This is a genomic window from Microbacterium sp. zg-Y625 (assembly GCF_030246925.1).
Classification (GTDB): Bacteria; Actinomycetota; Actinomycetes; order Actinomycetales; family Microbacteriaceae; genus Microbacterium; species Microbacterium jiangjiandongii.
Genome location: NZ_CP126740.1, coordinates 2,168,648 through 2,188,023, shown reverse-complemented (window position 1 = coordinate 2,188,023; position 19,376 = coordinate 2,168,648). Strand labels below are relative to the sequence as shown.

18 protein-coding genes are annotated in these 19,376 nt (G+C 71.1%); 11 read left to right on the top strand and 7 right to left on the bottom strand.

The features are described 5' to 3' along the window. Positions 1-46 precede the first annotated feature (46 nt). A complete protein-coding gene (locus QNO14_RS10065; RefSeq protein ID WP_257505148.1) occupies positions 47-2,800 on the bottom strand; it encodes a helix-turn-helix transcriptional regulator in 2,754 nt (917 codons plus the stop codon). 160 nt (positions 2,801-2,960) lie between these two features. Here QNO14_RS10065 and QNO14_RS10060 point away from each other — a divergent pair, with 160 nt between their 5' ends. From QNO14_RS10060 to QNO14_RS10035, 6 genes are all read left to right on the top strand, one after another. Continuing rightward, positions 2,961-3,206: a hypothetical protein gene (locus QNO14_RS10060; protein ID WP_257505147.1), complete on the top strand. Its 246-nt coding sequence runs from the start codon at positions 2,961-2,963 to the stop codon at positions 3,204-3,206. A 9-nt stretch (positions 3,207-3,215) separates the two neighbouring features. Then, positions 3,216-4,004, top strand: coding sequence for a MerR family transcriptional regulator (locus tag QNO14_RS10055; protein ID WP_257505146.1), 789 nt, complete (start codon positions 3,216-3,218; stop codon positions 4,002-4,004). Between the two features lie 58 nt (positions 4,005-4,062). Beyond that, positions 4,063-4,647 (top strand): small multidrug efflux protein, encoded by a 585-nt coding sequence (locus tag QNO14_RS10050; RefSeq protein ID WP_257505145.1) that lies wholly within the window; start codon positions 4,063-4,065, stop codon positions 4,645-4,647. 43 nt (positions 4,648-4,690) lie between these two features. Continuing rightward, positions 4,691-5,350, top strand: coding sequence for a hypothetical protein (locus QNO14_RS10045; protein ID WP_257505143.1), 660 nt, complete (start codon positions 4,691-4,693; stop codon positions 5,348-5,350). Then, positions 5,337-5,552 carry a hypothetical protein gene (locus tag QNO14_RS10040; protein WP_257505142.1) on the top strand — a complete coding sequence of 72 codons (216 nt, stop codon included), beginning with the start codon at positions 5,337-5,339 and terminating at the stop codon, positions 5,550-5,552. The genes QNO14_RS10045 and QNO14_RS10040 overlap by 14 nt, the downstream gene beginning before the upstream one ends. Before the next feature lie 93 nt (positions 5,553-5,645). Then, entirely contained in the window at positions 5,646-5,948 is a 303-nt protein-coding gene (locus QNO14_RS10035; RefSeq protein ID WP_257505141.1) for a putative quinol monooxygenase, read from the top strand. Here QNO14_RS10035 and QNO14_RS10030 read toward each other — a convergent pair. Next, on the bottom strand, positions 5,903-6,517 hold the full coding sequence (locus QNO14_RS10030) for a hypothetical protein (RefSeq protein ID WP_257505140.1): 615 nt from the start codon (positions 6,515-6,517) through the stop codon (positions 5,903-5,905). The genes QNO14_RS10035 and QNO14_RS10030 overlap by 46 nt on opposite strands. Before the next feature lie 147 nt (positions 6,518-6,664). On the opposite strand from QNO14_RS10030, the gene QNO14_RS10025 reads away from it, so the two are divergent. Both QNO14_RS10025 and QNO14_RS10020 read left to right on the top strand, forming a co-directional pair. Continuing rightward, positions 6,665-7,324 (top strand): DUF6226 family protein, encoded by a 660-nt coding sequence (locus QNO14_RS10025; RefSeq protein WP_257505139.1) that lies wholly within the window; start codon positions 6,665-6,667, stop codon positions 7,322-7,324. A gap of 105 nt (positions 7,325-7,429) precedes the next feature. Next, complete coding sequence (locus tag QNO14_RS10020) at positions 7,430-7,723, top strand: metal-sensitive transcriptional regulator (protein ID WP_257505138.1); 294 nt, start codon at positions 7,430-7,432, stop codon at positions 7,721-7,723. Positions 7,724-7,731: 8 nt separating this feature from the next. Here the strand turns inward: QNO14_RS10020 and QNO14_RS10015 are convergent, their stop codons facing one another. The 5 genes from QNO14_RS10015 to QNO14_RS09995 form a co-directional block, all read right to left on the bottom strand. Continuing rightward, positions 7,732-8,706 (bottom strand): NAD-dependent epimerase/dehydratase family protein, encoded by a 975-nt coding sequence (locus tag QNO14_RS10015; RefSeq protein WP_257495636.1) that lies wholly within the window; start codon positions 8,704-8,706, stop codon positions 7,732-7,734. After that, a complete protein-coding gene (locus QNO14_RS10010) occupies positions 8,703-11,345 on the bottom strand; it encodes an alpha/beta fold hydrolase (protein WP_257505137.1) in 2,643 nt (880 codons plus the stop codon). Before QNO14_RS10010 ends, QNO14_RS10015 begins: the two co-directional genes overlap by 4 nt. Then, positions 11,342-12,364: a 3-oxoacyl-ACP synthase III gene (locus tag QNO14_RS10005; RefSeq protein WP_374113917.1), complete on the bottom strand. Its 1,023-nt coding sequence runs from the start codon at positions 12,362-12,364 to the stop codon at positions 11,342-11,344. Before QNO14_RS10005 ends, QNO14_RS10010 begins: the two co-directional genes overlap by 4 nt. Before the next feature lie 232 nt (positions 12,365-12,596). Then, positions 12,597-13,349 carry a phosphotransferase gene (locus QNO14_RS10000; protein WP_257505320.1) on the bottom strand — a complete coding sequence of 251 codons (753 nt, stop codon included), beginning with the start codon at positions 13,347-13,349 and terminating at the stop codon, positions 12,597-12,599. 246 nt (positions 13,350-13,595) lie between these two features. Next, positions 13,596-15,974 (bottom strand): HAD-IC family P-type ATPase, encoded by a 2,379-nt coding sequence (locus tag QNO14_RS09995; protein ID WP_257505135.1) that lies wholly within the window; start codon positions 15,972-15,974, stop codon positions 13,596-13,598. Between the two features lie 302 nt (positions 15,975-16,276). Here QNO14_RS09995 and QNO14_RS09990 point away from each other — a divergent pair, with 302 nt between their 5' ends. The 3 genes from QNO14_RS09990 to QNO14_RS09980 are packed head-to-tail and all read left to right on the top strand — an operon-like array spanning position 16,277 to position 19,372. Continuing rightward, the gene (locus tag QNO14_RS09990) at positions 16,277-17,488 is read left to right on the top strand and encodes an ABC transporter substrate-binding protein (RefSeq protein ID WP_285184257.1); all 1,212 of its coding nucleotides are present in this window, start codon (positions 16,277-16,279) and stop codon (positions 17,486-17,488) included. Between the two features lie 22 nt (positions 17,489-17,510). Further along, positions 17,511-18,452 carry a carbohydrate ABC transporter permease gene (locus QNO14_RS09985; protein WP_257505133.1) on the top strand — a complete coding sequence of 314 codons (942 nt, stop codon included), beginning with the start codon at positions 17,511-17,513 and terminating at the stop codon, positions 18,450-18,452. Beyond that, entirely contained in the window at positions 18,452-19,372 is a 921-nt protein-coding gene (locus QNO14_RS09980) for a carbohydrate ABC transporter permease (protein ID WP_257495644.1), read from the top strand. Before QNO14_RS09985 ends, QNO14_RS09980 begins: the two co-directional genes overlap by 1 nt. Positions 19,373-19,376 lie beyond the last annotated feature (4 nt).

Here is a 19,376-nt window from a genome sequence, read left to right as displayed (position 1 = left end):
CCACACCCTGTACCCGGCACCGGGTCAACAGGGGCGCGGAACGGGGTCAGGAGAGCGGCATCTCGCGCAGCTGCCGGCGGGAGGTGATGCCGAGCTTGCGGAAGATGTTGCGCAGGTGCGCCTCGATCGTGCGCGGGCTGAGGAACAGCTGCGTACCCACCTCCCGTGACGTCGCGCCCGCCGCCACCAGCCGGGCGATGTGCAGCTCCTGCGCGGTGAGGGCATCGGTCGGCTTGGCGGTGCGCTTCTGCGGGTGCTCGCCCGTGGCACGCAGCTCGCGGGCGGCGCGCTCGGCGAACGCCTCGGCGCCCATGGTCGTCAGCATGTCGTGGGCGGTGCGCAGCTGTTCGCGGGCGTCCTGGCGCCGGCCCTCACGGCGCAGCCACTCGCCGTAGACGAGGTGCGTGCGGGCCAGGTGGGCCGCCATGCGGCTGCGCGCGAGGTGGTCGATCGCCTCGCGGTAGTGGTCCTCGGCGTCCGGCCCGGTGGTGGTCATCGCGCGCGAACGGGCGGCCAGTCCGAGGGCCCAGGGGGTGCCGGCGGCGTTCGCTCGTGCGGTGAGCTCTGCGAGTGCTTCGGTCGCGCTCTCGGGCTGGCCGGAACGGCTGGCCGCCTCGATGAGTTCGGAGTAGATGAGGTTGTTGTACTTCAGGCCTTCGGATTCGATGCCCCGTGCCGCGGCGCTCTGTGCCGCCGCGTAGTTGCCCGAACCGTTGTGCAACACCGCCAAGGCGTACCCGGCAATGGTCATCTCGGCGCTGCGCCCGCGGGCGGGGCCCGCCTGGCCGATCATTGAGGTGATCTCCGCGGCCTCTTCGGCATGGCCGCGCCACGCAGCCAGGATGAGGCGCGTGTGAAGGTGGAGTCCGGCCTTGGTGGCCGCTGCGGCCTCGGTCTGCTCGGCCGCCCGGGTGAACTCACCGGAGAGCACGAGCATGACGGACTGGACGAGGAGAGCCGCGGGGAGCGTGGCCAGCGCGCCGGCTTCACGGGCCGACCGCATATGGTGCGCGCCGAGCGTGAAGAAGAGGTCCTCGTCGAAGACCGTCATCGCCGTCCGCGCCGCGAGCCATCCCCAGCGGCGGATGTCTGCGTCGGTCGCCGGGTCACCGCTTACGCCGTCGCAGAATGCGGCCAGCGCCTGCCGCAACTCCGGCACGCCCGCCGCGTACCCCCGGGTGAACGTGGTCACCAGCCCGTCGAGCAGCAGATCCACCGGTCGTGGTGGCCCAGGGGGGACGGGTGCCCTGCGGGCGGCCTCAGCCACGTCCCGCACCGCGGAGCCCATCCCGGGGTCGCCGGTGCTGATCGCGGCGTCGAGTGCGTCGAGGTAGGTTTCGCGTGAGAGCGCCGGATGCAGGCGGGCAAGGCTCTCGGCCGCCTTCAACAGCATCACCGGCCCCTCACCGTCGCGTGTGACGTGGTACGCGATCCGCGCGCGCAGCAGCTCGACGCGGGCCCGCCGCAACGCGTCGAGCGGCCCCGCGGCGGCCATCGCCAGCAGTTCGGATGCCGCTTCGGACGCGCCGGCCTCGTGCTTGGCGTACGCGGCTTCGAGCGCCCGGCCGGCTCGGGTGGCGGGGTCGGGAGTCAGCGCCGCCGCCTGCTGCATGAACGCCGCCGATGCGGCCAGCCCGCCGCGGGCGCGCGCTCGGCCGGCCGACCGCTCCAGCTCCGCGGCGACATGCTCGTCGGTGCCCAGCACCGCCTGCGCGCGGTGCCACGCGCGCCGATCGGGGTCGACGTCGGCGTCGGTGGCCGCCGCCAGCGCCTCATGCGCGCGGCGCACATCGGGGGGCGCCGCGTCGCGGTAGATCGCCGAACGCACGAGTGGATGCCGGAACCTTACCCGGCCGTTGACCTTCAGCAGCCCGGCGGCTTCAGCGGGTCCGAGCGCGTCATCGGCAACCCCCAGCAGCGCCGCCGCGCGGCGCAGCAGCGCCGCATCGCCGGTGGGCTCTGCCGCCGCGGTGAGCAGCAGCAGCCGCGTGTCGACGGGCAGGCTATGGGAGCGACGGCGGAAGCTCTCTTCGAGGCGGCGCGGCACATCCAGGGCGCTCGGCAGCTCGTATCCGCCTGCCAGCTGGGCGGCCGGCGCGCTCAGGGGCAGCTCCAGCAGCGCCAGCGGATTGCCGTATGACTCCGCGATGATCCGCTCGAAGACCCTCTCGTCGAGGGGAGCGGGCAGCGCCGACGTCAGCAGTTCCCGCGCATGCGCCTCGCCGAGACCGTCGAGGCGTACCTCCGGCAAGCCGGCCAGCGCGGCGGGCTCGGCTGCGGCATCCCCTCGCGCCGGGTCACGTACGGCGAACACGAGCGCGATCCGCTCGGCAGACACCCGTCGCGCCACGAACGCGAGCACCTGCGCGGATGCGTCGTCGAGCCACTGCGCGTCGTCGACGAGGCACAGCAGCGGCGCCGCTTCCGCCACCTCGGCCAGCAGGCTGAGCGTCGCGAGCCCCACCAGAAAGCGGTCGGGAGGGTCGCCCGCCTGCTGACCGAACGCCACGGCCAGCGCGCGCTGCTGCGGTTCGGGCAGGGCACTCGCGTGATGCAGCAGCGACGCGCACAACTGGTGCAGACCGGCGAACGCGAACTGCGACTCCGACTCCACGCCGACCGAGACCTCCACACGGAACCCCGTTGATCGCGCGGCGGCGCGGGCGTGCTCGAGCAGCGCCGTCTTTCCGATGCCGGCTTCGCCGCGCACCACGAGCGACCCGCTGCGCCCGGCGCGCGCGCGGGAGAGGAGTGCGTCGACCGCTTCGCGCTCGGCGCGGCGGCCCAAGAGGTGCGCCACTGTCGCTCCGTTCGGGAGTGTCGCCACCGTACTAGGTGATGGTCACCGACGCGAACAACGCCGATCCGGCGTAACCGGCTGCGTATGTAGGGGTGCTCACCGACGCGATGGTGTGGGGGGCGGTGAGAGCCTGACGGGACAGTCCAGAAAGGATCCCCTGATGAGTACACAATCGCCCACATCGATTCCCGGCGCAACCGCCCGAAAGCGCCTCGCGCCGCCGGTGGGCCCGGTCACCCGGGCCCCGGCTGCTCAGCCCGATCCCGACACCCGGTACGCCGGTGCGATCAGCCTGGCGGCCGCGCTCGGCGGCATCCTGCTGGGCATGTCGGCCTCGAGTGCCAACGCCTCGGCGCGAACCGCCGTCCGGCAGAGCGCCACGCGCGCCGCCGGCTTCCAGCGCTAGGAGCATCTCATGGCGTGGAGCACCCGCGAGCTCGCGGACCTGGCGGGCACGACCGTGAACACGATCCGGCACTATCACCGCCTGGGCCTGCTTGACGAGCCCGAACGCCGCTACAACGGCTACAAGCAGTACGGGGTGCACCATCTCGTGCGCCTGCTGCGCATCCGCCGGCTGGCGCAGCTGGGCATCCCGCTCTCGCAGGTGGGCTCGATGGGCGTGGGTGAGAGCGGACCGGACGCGCTGCGGGCGGTGGATGCCGAACTGGCCGCCAACATCGAGCGCCTGCAGCAGGCACGCGCCGATATCGCGGCGATTCTGCGCGACGACGCGCCGGCGGACGCGCCCGCCGGATTCGCGTCGGTCGCGGCGCACCTGTCCGAGGCGGACAGCTCGATCCTCCACATCTACACGCGTTTCTACGACGACGGTGCGCTGGCCGACCTGCGACGGATGGTCGAGGTGGATGCCGCGGCCGCCGCGGTCGGCGCCGAGATCACCGCCCTGACGCCCGATGCCGACGAGGCGACCCGACAGCGGCTCGCCGAACGCCTTGCGCCCACCCTGGCGCAGAACCTCATCGACTACCCGTGGCTCTCCGATCCCGCAGCGCACGTGTCGCGCAGCGCCCGCGCCACGCGCCAGACGTTCATCGAGGCGGTGGGGGAGCTGTACAACTCCGCCCAGATCGATGTGCTCGGCCGCGCCGGCATGCTCGCGCAAGAGCGCCTGCAGGCGGCCGCGGCGACGGGCGACGACGCCGAGGCGCCTGGCCACCCCGACGACTTGACCTTGTCGTGACAACACGGTCTCTACTGGCTCAGCCCCACACCCACCCACAACAGAAAAGGAACGCGTCATGAACCCCGTGCAAGAACTCATCCTCAACCTGCAGGAGCTGGCCACTCAGGTGCCCGACCTGGTCAAGCCCCTGATCGTCGCACTCGCCGCCGCGATCCCCATGGTCGAGGGGGAGGTGGGGGCGGTGATCGGCATGATCGGTGGGATGCACCCGGTCGCCGCGGCAGCGGCCGCGGTTGCGGGCAACTTCCTGACCGTGCTGATCATCGTGCTGCTCACTTCGCAGGCACGCACCGCCGTCGTCAACCGCAGCAGAGCGCGGGTCGGCGCGACCGTGGGCGCTTCGTCGCTGGCCGGTCTCGAGGACGCGGGGGACGCCGCGGTCATCGAGCCGCCGGCATCCGCCAAGCCCGAATCCAAGGGGCGCCAGCGCTTCAAGACGTGGCTCGTGCGCTTCGGCGTGCCGGGGGCGAGCATCCTCGGTCCCCTCGCGATCCCGACCCAGTTCACCTCCGCCATGCTCGTCGCCGCGGGGACCTCGAAGGCGTGGGTGCTGCTCTGGCAGGCGGTCGCTATCGTCCTCTGGACGACGGTGACCACGGTCGGGTTTTGGCTCGCCCTCACCTACGTCGTGGGGGTGTGACGCGGCGATGACTTCGCAATCCGACGGGCCGCTGGATGGCGGAATGGCTTGGAGCGGTAAGCGCCGCCCCTCGGGCCATTCCGCCGCCGGCGACGGACACCCGCTGCCGCCTTATCGCTGGTGGCAGTCCTTCGCGCGCTCCCTCTTTCATCTCCGCCTCATCGATCCCGGCGGCCGGCCCGAGACGTGGTCGGTCGACGTGCGGCACGGGGGAGACGACGACGGCGTGGTGTGGGCCGACCTCTACCGCGACGGGCGCCATGCTGGCCGGTCGCGGCTTCCGGGGGCATTCCCGGTGCCGGGCGGGCGCATCGAGGTCGTGACCAGCGGCTTCGGCCTGCGCCGCGCGCACTACGTCGCGTTCGACGGGTCCGAACGGCAGCTGACCCCCGACCCGGCGTCCGCTGAGGGTCGGCGCGCACGGCTGGATCGGACCGCCCCGGCGCTCAGCCACGCGATCAGCGCCGCCTCGATGATCGTGCTCGTCGTGGCTCTGGCCCTCGCGGTGCCGCAGCTCATCGAGACCGTCACGCAGTTCCCGTTGATCGCGGAGCGGATCGGCACGTTCGCGAGCCCAATCCGCCTGCCGGCATGGCTGAACATCTCGCTCGTCGTGGCAGGCCTGGCGGCCAGCACGGAGCGCGCGCTGCGGCTGCGCTACAACCGCATCCTGGATGGGGGGATGTTCGATGGCGATGAGTAGCCCCAACCCGGCCGGCTCGCGGGCGCCGGCATCGCACACCGTGGCGCCGGGTCACCGCGCGCGGATCGCCACGGGGAACGACATGAACACCCCGCACCCGGGCGACATCACCGCGCGACCGACCTTCTCGGTCGATCTGACGCATCTGGTCACCACCGCGCTCGGTGGCGAGGCGCCGGTCGTCGGCGCCGGCGAGGGCTGATCCGGGCGCTCGACCCTCCCCGACAGCGTCACCGGGCGGTACCTGCGGGAGGTGCTCGCGGGGTCCCGCCGGGGTGGCCCGTAACCTGAACGCATGCCCGACGTGCAGCTCACCGGCCAGCTCATCTGCCGTACCGCCGAAGAGGACGCGCTGGTGCGGGAGCATCTCGCTCGCCACGTCGCCCTCACCCGCGCCGAGCCCGGATGCCTCGCCTTCGACGTCGTCGCGTCAGCTGTCCCGTGGGTGTGGGACGTGGCCGAACGGTTCGCGGACGGGGCGTCGTTCCGCGAACACCAGGCGCGTGTCCATGCCAGTGAGTGGGGTGCTGCCACCGCCGGCATCGAGCGTCGCTACACCGTGCGGGGGCTCGATGCCGGGTCGGCGGCCGGGTCCTGAGTCGGTCGCGACGGCACCGCCCGGGGAGCGGCGGCCTCGAGCGCGGCGACACCGTCCGCGATCACCGCGCGCAAGTCGACGTCGCTCGGTCGCCCTCGCGTGCGTCCTTGCAGCCGGTCGAGCCGCCGTCGGTGCTCGAACCACGCGCGGTGCACCCGGTGCACGGCGTCGTCGTTTCCGGCGCCGACCCAGTCGAGGGCGGGGATGCCGACCGTGACCAGATCCACCTCGATGCCGTCGGGGTCGTCGAGCTGCAACGGGATGCCGTTCGCGCGCGCCCATGCGAACACCGCGAGCGCGATCGGGCGCAGGCCGCTTTCGTCCGCGGCATCCGCACGGCCGATCAGCACCCCGTCGGAGAAGCCGCGTTCCACACCGAACCGCACGATCATGTCGCCGCGCTGCACGCTGAGCCCGCGGACGTCCATCTGCACCGGTCCCCAGAGCGAGCGGACGACGGCGCCCGCGTCGAGCAGGTGTCGCGCGAACGCCGCCGCGGCGGCATCCCTCGGGTCGAGATGCTCGAGGAATCCGGCCAGCGCGTCGAGGTCGGGGTTCGCGTCGTTCATCGTCCGCCCACGCTAGCCACCTTGCGCCGTCGCTGCGAAACGGGCCGCGAGTCGCCGCGAATGCTTCGGCGAGGCGTCGAGCAGGTGAACGCCCACGGCGCCGAGTGACCGGGTGACGCCGCGGCACGCGCGCGGTACGGTTCCGGCATGACCGACTACGTGCGGCCCGACGTTGCGCCGCAGACCTTCACCGACGACGCCGGCACCACCGTCGTCTACGGCAACCGGTGGGAGCAGTCGCCCCCGTCGGACTCCTACTCCGTCGTGAGCAACCGCGAGCGGTTCGCCCCGCTGCACGCCGTCGCGGACGCCCTCATCGCCTGGCTCGCCGAGACCTTCGACGTCGCCGTCGTCGACGACCCTGCGGCATCCGACGACCTGCTGCGCCTGCCCGCATCGGTGACGCGGGCAGTGCGGGTGTCGCCGCGCGACCCGGATGCCGCCGTGCTCACGTTCGTGTTCACCGCCTTTCCCGGTGTGATCCTGCACGCGGGGCTGCTGCACGACTTTCCGTTCCCGGTGTGCGGCTGCGATGCGTGCGATGAGACGTGGGAGCGGGGTGCAGACGAACTGGAGTGGACGGTGCGCACCGTGGTCGAGGGCGGCTTCTCCGAGGGGATCGATCGGCGGCGCGAGCTGTCGGTGTTCTTCTCCCTCGACGAGCCGGGCGTCGCATCGTCTTCGGGATCGGGGCGTGCCGAGGACTATCCCGCCGACCGCCTGCTCGTCGCGGCGCCGCTCTTGCCGCGCGACGAGCTATGGGCGCCGTGGCCGTTTCTCGACGACGAGGGCGCGTTCCCCGCCTGACGCGGTCCTTCGCTCGACGGGGGTGCGGTATACCCCCGGGGTATCATGCCGATACCCCATGGGGTATCGTGAATGTCACATCGGCTGCACCGAGGAAGGCTCCCAATGACCGACTCCATCGCCGCCGCGGCCGTCGCCATTCACGACCCCGAGGCCCAGCGCAAGATCGCCAACCGGCTGCGCCGTGCGCATGGTCAGCTGGCCGCAGTGATCGCCGCCGTCGAGTCCGACGCCTCGTGCCGCGATATCGTGCAGCAGCTCTCGGCCGTGTCGAAGGCGCTCGACCGCGCCGGGTTCCTCGTGATCTCCACCGCGCTCAAGGAGTGCCTGAACGACCCCGACGCCGAGGGCAGCTCGAACCCCGAGGAGCTGGAGAAGCTCTTCCTCTCGCTGGCCTGACCCCGGCGTCAGGCGGTCGCGGCCGCGTGCGCCGCGAGCCGCCGCAGCCCTTCATCGATGCTCACCGACGGCGCCCACGCGAGCGCCCGGCGGGTCTCGCGCTGGTCGAACCAGTGCGCGGTCGACAACTGCTCGGCCAGGAACCGCGTCATGGGCGGCTCGTCCGCTCCGGGCCGCAGCGCCCAGGCGCGCTCGATGAGCGAGCCGGCGGCGCGCGCGAGGCCCGAGGGCACGCTCCACCGCGGCGGGGTGACGCCCGCCGCGAGGCAGATGCCCGCCAGTAGCTCCCCGACCGGCCGCGGCTCGCCGTTCGTGATCACGAACGCGCGGCCGTGCGCCTCGTCGGCACGGTGAAGCGCCGCGACGATGCCGGTGGCGGCGTTGTCGATGTAGGTGGAGTCGATGAGCGCGCGCCCGCCGTCGAGGAGCGGCAGGCGTCCCCGCCGTGCGCGGTCCACGATGCGGCCGACCAGCTGGGTGTCGCCCGGACCCCAGACGAGGTGGGGTCGAACGGCCACGACGCGCATCGCGGGGGAGTCGCGGTCGAGGGCGATCAGCTCGCCCTCGGCCTTGGTCCGCGCGTACTCGCCACGGGCGTGGGCGGGGGATGCCGGTTCGGCGCCGACCCCGGCCAGTGCCATGCCGGCGTGCGCGACTGAGGGGGATGACACCTGCACGAAGCGGGACACCCCGGCGCGCTCTGCGGCATCCAGCAGGGCACGCGTGCCCTCGACGTTGACCTCGTGGAACTCAGCCGGGTCTCCCGCCAGCGACACCTTCGCGGCCAAGTGGACAACGCCCTCGGCGCCGTCGACGAGACGACCGACGGCCTCGGGGTCGGTGATGGAGCCGAGGATGTCGGTGACCCCATCGACGTGACTCGGCCGTCGCTGCAGTGATCGCACCTCGTGCCCGGCGGCGACGAGCTCGGCGGCGACCGCGCGCCCGAGGTATCCGGACGCGCCGGTGATGGCGACGATCACGGCCGGCCCATCCGTCCGCCGGCGAGCGTGCGCTCGGCCCACTGCGACAGTCGCGTGCGGTCGATCTTGGAGTTGTGACGGATGTCGGTGGGCAGTTGCGGCACAGCCAGCACGGCGACGAGCGGCAGGTCTGTCCGCTGCCGGAGGTCCGCCGTCAGCTCAGGCGACGCAAGACCGGGGCGTGCAACGGCGGGAACCGTCTCGACGACGGCGACGGCTTGCCGCAGCCGGTGCGGTCCGATGCCGACGATCGCGGCCCGTCGCACCTCGTCGGAGCACTCGAGCTGCTGTTCGGGCCCGACGGGCGCGACCGGACCGTCGGCGGTGGCCAGGACGTGGGGGAGACGACCCTCGATCCAGAGCCGCCCGTCGGCGTCGAGGTGTCCGACATCGCCGGTGCGGTGCCAGCGCCCGACGGCGGGAGTTTCTAAGACGGCCTGGCGATCGGTCAGCCAGAGCCGGTCGTACGACGTCTTCAGGTGCGGTGCGGACACCACGACCTCGCCGAGCACACCGGGCTCGGCGCTCAGGGCGCCGGTCGCCCGACCATCGGCATCCAGAGCGCTGATCAGCACCTGGTTCACCCCGATCGGCGAGCCGACGCAGACGCCGCGGTCGGCGGCATCCGATACTGCACGGATGCCGTCCAGGGTCACGTCCGTGACGAGCAGGCATTCGGTCATGCCGTAGGGCGTGTGCGGCTCGGCGTTCGGCATGAGCTTGGCAGCGGCCGCCAGCAGCGACTCGCCCACCGGGGCCCCGGTCGAGAGGAACGTGCGCACCTCGGCGAGGGCGCGCCGGTCGTCGTCGGACAGGGCATCGGCCGTCGCGACGACGTTGAGGATGGCCGCCGGCGACAGGAAGACGATCCGTGCGTCGGAGGCGCGCACCGCAGCGGCGACGGCCTTCGCCGTGAGCGTGCGGGGCGCGGACACGTCCATGTCGGGCGTGGCCGACCGGGTGCCGAGAGCCGGGCCGAGGAGGGCGAACGGGGCGAAGCCGGTCACGAGGCCCGTCTCACCGGTCACGCCGAAGTGGGCGGCGAGCACGTCGCGCAGCGCCGAGAGCTGGCGATGCGTGTAGGCGACGCCCTTCGCGGGACCGGTCGACCCGGAGGTGAAGAGGATCGCCGCGCGGTCGTCGGGTGCCGGTTCCGCCGGGAGCGGTGCCCCCGCGCCGAGGGCGGCGATCGACGCGAGATCGTACGAGACGCCGAGCGCCTTCGCCGACGCCTTCGGCAAGCGTGCGACAGAGATGTGGATGCCGGGCCACCCCAGCGCGCGAGCGGCGGCCAGTCCGGGCAGCTCGCCGATGACGACGTCGGGCCAGGCGCCGCGCACGGCGCGGGAGAGTCCGCGCACCCCGAGTCCGGCGTCCGCGACGACCACGACGGCGCCGATCCGCAGACACGCGTAGACCACCGCGGTGAGCGTGGGCCCCGGGGGGACGAGCACCGAGACGCGCTGGCCCTTCTGCACCCCGATGCGCGTGAAGCCGGCGGCCAGGCACCGCACGCGGTCGTCGAGCTGTCGCCAGCTGACCCGGCGTTCGCCGCCGCGGGTGGCCATGTCGATGATGGCGACGTCGTCATCGTCGCGGCGGCCGTCGAGGGCGGCCCACAACGGTGTGAACCCCGCGGGCCTGTCGTCGTCGGCGGGCTCCGGCGCTTCGCCGTCGTCACCGGTCAGGCACGCGGCGTTGTCGCCCAGCCACGTGAGGATGGCGTCGGCATACGGCCGGTCCTCGGCGATCAGGTGGCCGGCGCCTTCGAAGCGGTGGACGTCGGCGTGCGGCATCCGGTCGACGAGGTCGTCGAGGTAGCGGTCGCTGAAGATCGGATCGGCCGGCCCCCACAGCAGCAGCGCCGGCACGTCGAGGTCGGCGACGCCCGCGGCGATGCGCTGCAGCTCGTCGAAGCTCTCGTGGGTGGCATCCACCGGGATGTCCGCGACGAACGCGCCGATGCCCTGCCGGCGGGCGGCGGTGCGGTAGGGCGCGCGGTATGCGTCCTTCACATCCGGTTCGAGCGCGGGGTGGGCGAGCGCCAGGGTCGTGTCGAGGAACGCGGGCGTGGCGACGGTGGATGCCGCGAGCACACCGCGCGTGCCGGCGACCCGCAGCGGGGCGGGGATCGGCTGGCCGGCGGGGTGGTGCACGGCGGTGTTGAGCGCGATGACTCCGGCGAGGCGCTGGGGGTGGTCGACGGCCCAGCCGAGCGAGACCACGCCGCCCCAGTCGTGACCGAGCGTGACGACCGGCCCTTCGAGGTCGAGGGAGTCTGTGAAATCGCCGAGGTCGCGCACGCGCTGCGCGAGAGGACGGGGCGCGTCGGTGCGTGCCGAGAAGCCCATGTCGAGTTGATCCACGGCGATTACGCGCCAGGCCGGCTGCCCCTCTTCTGCGGCACGCAGCGATGCCGACACGAGGCCGCGCCAGAGGTAAGACCAGGTCGGGTTGCCGTGCACGGCGAGGATCGTGCCGGCGACCTCGACGCCGAGGCGCGCGAGCTCGTCGCCGGTGTCGAGGTAGTGCCACTCGTGCGCGGCATCCGCTCGCCGGTCGACGACGAGCCGGGTACGGCTGCAGCGGATGTCGAGACCCGGAAGTCCCTCGAGCGTCTGTGCGATCCCCTCGCTCACCAGGCGAGTTCCATCATGGCGGTGTTGAGCCCCGAGCCGACGCCCATCAGCAGCACCCGGTCGCCCTTTCGCAGGCTCTCCTGCTCTTGCACGAGGGTGATGGGGACGGATGCCGGGCCGATGTTGCCCAGGTGGGGGAACGTCGTCGGCACGAGAGAGCGATCCAGGTTCACCGCCTTCACGATGGCGTCGGTGTGCACCGACGACACCTGGTGTGTGATGTAGAGGTTCATCGACTTCCAGTCCCACTCCGCCGCCGCCTCTTTCCACGCCGACACGACGAGCGCGAGACCGCCCTTGAGGAGTGCCTTCGCGTCGGTGAACATGCCGTCGACGCTGCCGACACACAGGCGGTGGAATTCGGTGGCGGCACGCGTGACGCCGCCGAGGATGCGGTGGCCCGCGGGGTGCTCGTCGGCGCGCCCCAGCACCGCCGCGGCGGACCCCGAACCGAGGGTGAGGGAGGCGAACTCGCTCAGGAAGCCGGCGCGGCCGCTCTCGGACTGCAGGAGTCGCTCGATCGTGTTGACCTGGATCCCATCGGCGTCCTCACCGGCGACCACGATGGCGTAACGGATCTGGCCGGAATCGATCATCGTCGCCGCGAGCGACATGCCGTTGATGAACCCGAGGCAGGCGTTGGCGATGTCGAAGTTGATGGCCGAGCTCGGCAGGTCCAGGCCGTGGTGCAGGGCCACGGCCACGGAAGGCTCGAGGTTCGTGCGCGTGACCGAGGTGTTGATCAGCAGGCCGACCTCGGATGGGCTGACCCCGGCATCCGCGAGCGCTTGCTTACCCGCGGCGATCGTGGCGGCGTCGACGGTTTCGCCCGCCGCCCAGTTGCGCCGCTCGAGCACTCCGGCGACGCGCTTCAGCATTCCGCTGTGGAGCCGGAGGCGCTTGAGCGAGGGCGCGAGACGCTCCTCGATGTCGTCCGAGGTGGTCACCCGGCCGGGGAGAACGCTCGCGACCGAGAGCAACGCGACGTTATCGAAGCGGGCGGTGGCGTTGCCGGGCACTGATCCTCCTTCGGGAGGTCGGTACATACCTCCTCGTAGGTTTTACCTCATTCCGTCTGTGTGTTGCCGGGGGTTGCGCTTCGCTCACCCGCCTGCTTTCGCTTGCCCGCCCCGAGGGCGTAAGCGATGGCAGCGCACGCAGCCACCCCGCGATCGACGAGTGGGCCATGCGCTCATCTTGGCGGACCGGGCGTGCGCGGGGAACCCGCAGCAGAACGGTCGCGCTGGCGGCTCAGCCGACGGCGAGGGCCGCGGACCAGATGTCTTCGTGCGCCTGTACGTAGCGGATCACCGCCTGCCAGTGCTCGCCGTGTCCTTCGGTGAACATCGTCGCCCAGGGCTCGGTGCCGGCGTCGTGCGAGGAGCGCAGCAGGTCGTACATCGCCTCGGTGCGCCGGCTCATCGCCGCGGGGAGGTCGCTCCTCATGCGCGGGTCGGCACCGTATCCGTCGACGAACGCCGCGAGGTCCTGCGCCGACTCCTCCGGGGGGCGACCGGCGTCGTTCAGGGTGAATGCCTGGGCTGCGTAGGCGAGATCCCACAGGCGGGTGCTGGGGGCTGCGGCATCCCAGTCGATGAAGACCCATCGCTCACCGATGATCAGGTTCCACGGCGCGAGATCGTTGTGGCAGACGAGCTCGTCGCCGGGCGAGGGAATCGCCGTCTGCCACACCGCATGCGGCTCCGGGGTGTAAACGGCGCTGGCGTCATGGATGGCGCGCACGAGCGCCCCGACCCGGTGCAGCTCAGCGGGCGAGAGCCGGCCGGCGTCGATCGCGAGCGTGCCCGGGATGAATTCCTGAACCTGTCGCCCCTGGTCGTCGCGGCCCAGGGGAGCGGGGGCATCGACGCCTGCGGCGCGGAGGGTATCGACGTAGCGGACGACGCTCGGCGTGGAGGCCGTCCATGGCTTGCGGACGGTGTCGCCGACCCGCACGACGGCGTCGCTGCTCGCGTTTCCGCCGGCGAGGGCCTGCTCTTCGATCACCTGGCGAGGCTACCGGCTCGGGGACGCTCGCCCGGCGGCATCCGATTGCTGGTCGCTGGCAGTTCGTGCGGGTCGGGGGCGCCGCAGGCCGCAGGAACTGCCACCTGAAGCGGACGGCGCGTCGTTCGGGTGGCAGTTCGTGCGGGTTGGGTCCGCCGCAAGCAGCAGGAACTGCCACCTGAAGCGGGCGGCGCGTCGTTCGGGTGGCAGTTCCGTGCGGGTTGGGTCCGTGCCCAGGCGCCGTCAGCCCCGGCGCCCCACCCCCGCATCGCGTGCGATCACGCGGCCCTGCACCAGTCGCACCACCGCGATGAGCGCGGCGCCGGCGCCGGCCGTGACGGCGACCGCGGTCATCGTCGTCGGGCTGAGCGCGACGAGCTCGAAGAAGTCGCGCGAGATCGGCACGAGGTACATCAGCGCCAGGCCGCCGATCATGGCGGCGACGATCCCCACGGTGACGAGGGTGAGCGGCCGCGCGAGCACAGCGAGGATCCACAGCCCCAGCATGCCGAGCACGAGCGTCGCGCCGGCGCGCACCTCGATCTCGGGGATGCCGCGCGCGGCGAGCACGCGGGTGTAGACGGCGATGCCCGCCGCGACGACGATGCCCGCCGGCACCGCGAACGACAGCGACCGCCGCAGGAACCCTGGGATGTAGCGGCGCGCGTTCGGGATGAGCGCGAGGAAGAACGCCGGGATGCCGATGGTGAGCCCATCGGTGAGCGACAGCTGCCGGGGGAGGAACGGGAAGGGGAGGAAGAGCACCCCGAAGGTGATCGCCAGCACCGTGGCGTATGCCGTCTTCGTGAGGAACAGCATCGACACCCGCTCGATGTTGGCGATCACCTGCCGGCCCTCTGCCACCACCGCTGGCAGGTGCGAGAACTTGCCGTCCAGCAGCACGAGCCGCGCGACGGCCTTGGTGGCGGCGGAGCCGGAGTTCATCGCCACGCCGATGTCGGCCTCTTTGATGGCGAGGGCGTCGTTGACACCGTCGCCGGTCATCGCGACGGTGTGGCCCGCCGCCTTCAGTGCGACCACCATGCGCCGCTTCTGGTCGGGCGTGACCCGGCCGAACACGACGTTCTGCTCGAGCACGCGGGCGAGCTCGTCATCGTCATCGGGCAGTTGACGGGCGTCGAAGCCGTGCGGGGCGTCGAGCCCCACGTCGCGGGCGATGGCGGCGACCGTCTGCGGATTGTCGCCCGAGAGGATGCGCACCGCGACGTCCTGCGCGGCGAAGTAGGACAGGGTCTGTGCGGCATCCGGGCGGATCCGCTCGCGAAAGGTCAGCAGCGCGACGGGCACGGCGTCAGCGGGCACCGTCTCGTCGCCGGTGCGGGTGCCGCGCGCGAGCACGAGGGTGCGGCGTCCGCGCGCCGCCAGCTCCGCGGCCTGCGCCGCCATGCGGCCGACGTCCGAATCGGGCGGAGCCGCGCCGGCGAAGACCATCTCGGGGGCGCCCATCACCCACATGCCGTCGGCGAAGGTGACCGCGCTCCACTTGCGGGCGGAGGAGAACGGCACCTGATCCGACGCCGCCTCCTCCCGCGGCTCGGTGAACGAACCGGCGAGGCTGCGCGCCGTCGCGTTGGCCTCGGGCTGCGCTGCGTACCAGCCGAGCACCGCCTTCCACCCGGGCACCTCGGCCAGAGGATGGGAAGCGTCGAACACCACGTCGCCCTGCGTGAGGGTGCCGGTCTTGTCCAGGCAGATGACGTCGACGCGGGCGAGGCCCTCGACGGCCGCCAGTTCCTGCACCAGCACCTGCTGGCCGGCCAGCCGCACGGCGCCCACCGCGAACGCGATGCTCGTCATCAGCACCAGTCCCAGGGGGATCATGGCGATGATCGCGGCGATCGCGGAGGTCGCCGCCTCACGCCACGCGCCGCTCTGCCACGCCTGCGCCCACCCGCCCCGCGCGACCATCTGCGAGTTCAACACCAGCAGGGCCACGGGGAAGATGATCCACGTCACCCAGGTGAGCACGCGGTCGATCGAGGAACGCAGCTCGGATGCCACGAGCGAGAACCGCTTCGCCTCGTCGGTGAGGGAGTTGGCGAACGAATCCGCGCCGACGCGGTCGACGCGGGCGAGCCCCGCCCCCTCCACGATGACGGATCCCGACAGCGCGCGGTCGCCGGCCGCTTTGTCGACGGGTTCGGATTCTCCGGTGAGGAGCGATTCGTCCACCTGCAGGTCGTGGGCCTCGCTCACCTCGGCATCCGCCGGTATCTGGTCTCCCGCCCGCAGCACGAGCAGGTCGCCCAGCACCACATCGTCGACGGCCACCGTGGTCTCGGCGTCGTCTCGCCGCACCCGGGCGGTCGGCGCGCTGAGCAGGGCCAGCCGGTCCAGCGCCGCCTTGGCGCGGAACTCCTGCACGCTGCCGATCACCGTGTTCGCCAGGGCGCTCAGGCCGAAGAGGGCATCCTGCCAGCGGCCGATCACGAGCAGCAGGGTGAAGCAGCTCAGCACCAGCGCGTTGAACAGGGTCAGCACGTTGGCGCGGATGATGCTCCACGCGCTGCGGCTGGTGTGTTCCCGGTACGCGTTGGTCTGGCCGGCCGCGACGCGCTGCTGCACGTCCTGGGCGGTGAGGCCCCGGTCGCCAGCATCCATAGGGCCTCCGCACGCGAGTCGGTACGCGTTCAGAGTAGGGGCGGGGGCGGTGCGGCGGGAGGGTGGCGCGTGCGACTGGGTGCGCGGATCGTAGACCCGAAGCGGTCGAGACTCAATCGCTGACTGCACCGGTGGGCATGTGCTTGCATGGCCGCAGGCGTCGCCCGTCGGCGGCGCCCCGCAATGAGGCGGCGGAAGGACGAGGAATGTCTGGGTGGATCGGTTCACGAGCGTCGGCGCGGCGCGAGTACTCACTCGGCGCCGCGAATACTCACTCGCGAGCGATTGCGGCGACCCTGACGGTGGTACTGGCCGGGACGCTCGCCGCCTGCGCCGGCGACAGCGGCCCCACCGAGATCCGCTTCCACCTCAGCAAGCCCGAGGCGATCCCGTACTTCCGGGAGCTCATCTCGGAGTACAACTCCTCGCAGGAAGACGTGCGCGTCGTCTTCGACACGTCGTCGAACCTGCAGGCCGGGTTCCTGCGCGGCAACCCGCCCGACCTCGGGCTGCTCAACTACAACATGGAGATGGCGCGCTTCATGGAGCGGGGCGCCCTCAGCGACCTGAGCGACATGCCCGAGGCCGACCGCATCCTCCCCGAGGTGCAGGACCTCGTCGACCAGTACGCGACGTACCCCGGCCGCACCAGCGTGCTGCCGTACTCGGTGATGGCGGCATCCGTCATCTACAACCAGGAGATCTTCGAGCAGCAGGGCCTCGAAGTGCCGCAGACGTGGGACGAGCTGAAGGCGGTCTGCGACCAGCTGCTGGATGCCGGCATCACCCCGTTCTACGCGACCTTCAAAGACCCGTGGACCGTGGGGCAGGGCTGGTTCGACTACACCGTCGGCGGCTCCGTCGACGTGGCGTCCTTCTTCGAGGACATGAACGAGCTCGGAACCGAGGTGGGGCCCGACTCCGAGGTGTCGTTCGAGACGACCCTCGCCGAGCCCGTCGAGCGCATGACGGAGCTGACCTCCGCCTACGTCAACTCGGATGCCGCCAGTCGCGCATACGGCGACGGCAACCTCGCCTTCGCCAACGGTGAGGCGGCGATGTACCTGCAGGGGCCGTGGGCATTCGGCGAGATCGACAAGACCAACGACCAACTGCAGCTGGGCACCTTCCCGCTTCCGATGACCGACGACCCCGACGACCTGCGCGTGCGCGTCAACATCGACCTGGCGGCGTGGATCCCCGAGGCATCCGCCCACAAGGAGGAGGCGCGGGACTTCCTCAGCTACCTGTTCCAGAAGGACGTGATGGACGAGTACAACGCCGCGTTCCTCGGATACGGCACGACCACCGACGCCGCACCAGTGACCGACGAGCGCATCGTCGGCATGAGGGAGTACTACGACTCCGCGCGGTTCTACCAGGGGCCGTCCAAGGCGATCCCGCTCACGATCCCGACCGACAACTACATGCAGGGCATCGTCACCGGAGCGGACCCGCAGCGCATGCTGCGGACGCTGGATGCCGATTGGGCTCGACTGGCGCTGCGCCAGTAGCCCGGGCCGAAAGGGGAGACACATGGCATCCACGACGGTGACGGCGGGAGCACCTCCCGCGGTCAGGGCGCGCGGCCGCAGCGCCGCGAAGGGAAAGGCCCGCCCCCGGCGCAAGGTCGAGGGGGTCTACTACCTCTTCCTGCTGCCGAGCCTGATCCTGTTCACGCTCGCGATCACGCTGCCCGCGGTGATCGGCATCTTCTTCAGCTTCACCAACTCCATCGGCTTCGGGGACTGGGAGTTCATCGGGCTGATCAACTACCTCGCGGTGTTCAGCGACCCGGCGATCCTGCAGAGCTACCTGTTCACGTTCTTCTTCGCCATCACCACTGTGATCGTCGTGAACGTCGTCGCGTTCCTCCTCGCGGTGGGACTCACCTCCCACATCCGGCTGAAGACCGGGCTGCGTGCGGTGTTCGTCATCCCCATGGTGATCTCGGGCATCATCATCGCCTACGTCTTCAACTTCCTCTTCTCCAACTCCCTGCCCGCCCTGGGGGAAGCGTGGGGGATCGGGTGGTTGAGCCAGAGCATCCTCGCCAACCCCGACCTGGCGTGGCTGGCGATCGTGATCGTCGCGGCCTGGCAGGCGATTCCGGGGACCCTGCTCATCTACATCGCGGGCCTGCTCTCCATTCCCGGCGAGGTGTACGAGGCGGCATCCATCGACGGAGCCGGCAAGGGTCAGCAGATGCTGCGCATCACCCTGCCGCTGGTGGCAGGGTACGTCGTCATCAACGTGATCCTGGGGTTCAAGAACTTCCTCAACGCCTACGACATCATCGTGGGTCTCACCAACGGCGGGCCGGGCACCGCCACCCGCAGCATCGCGATGACGATCTTCACCGGATTCTCGGGCGGCGACTACGCCTACCAGATGGCCAACGCGACGCTGTTCTTCCTCATCGCCGTCGTGCTCTCGCTGCTGCAGCTGCGGCTCACCCGCGGAAGGAACGTGTTCTGATGTCCTCCACGCAGATCTCCCTGGCCGTCGAAGACGTCAACGCCGAGCGGGTGCTCGACGGGGACACGCCTCGCAAGAAGCCCGCCGCCCGCCAGCGCGGAGAGCGGTGGAACTGGTCGGGCACCGTCATCCTCATCCTCTGCGCGCTCACGGTGCTCGTGCCGCTGTATGTCACGGTATCGATGGCGTTCAAGACGCAGTCGCAGGCCGTCGACGGCAACGCGTTCTCGCTGCCCGCCCCGTTCAGCATCGACGGCTTCGTCGAGGCGTGGGAGCTGACCGACTTTCCGCGGGCGTTCCTCATCTCGGCGCTCGTGACCGCCTTCACCGTCGCCGGCACGGTGCTGCTGGCGGCGCTGGCGTCGTTCGCGATCTCGCGCAACTGGGACCGGAAGCTGTTCCGGTACTCCTTCTACTACCTGCTCGCGGCCATGTTCCTGCCGTTCCCCGTCGTCGCGCTGCCGCAGATCCAGCTGACGGGGCTCACCGGGCTCGACAACCCGGTGGGGGTGACGATCCTGCACATCATGTTCCAGCTGAGCTTCAGCATTCTGCTCTTCACCGCGTTCCTACGCTCCATTCCCGCGGAGCTCGAGGAGAGTGCCCGAATCGACGGCGCGAGCACGTGGCAGACGTTCTGGCAGCTGATCTTTCCGCTGCTGGCGCCCATGAGCGCCACGGTCGGCATCTTCGCGTTCCTGGCGTCGTGGAACGACTTCATGATGCCGTCGCTCATCATCTCCGACCCCGGGTCGCAGACGCTGCCGGTGGTGCAGAACATCTTCCAGACGCAGTTCAGCAACAACTACAACGTCGCCTTCGCCTCGTACCTCATGGCGATGGCACCGGCGATCATCGTCTACCTGTTCACGCAGCGGTGGGTGATGGAAGGCGTGACGCAGGGAGCGGTCAAGGGCTGAGGAT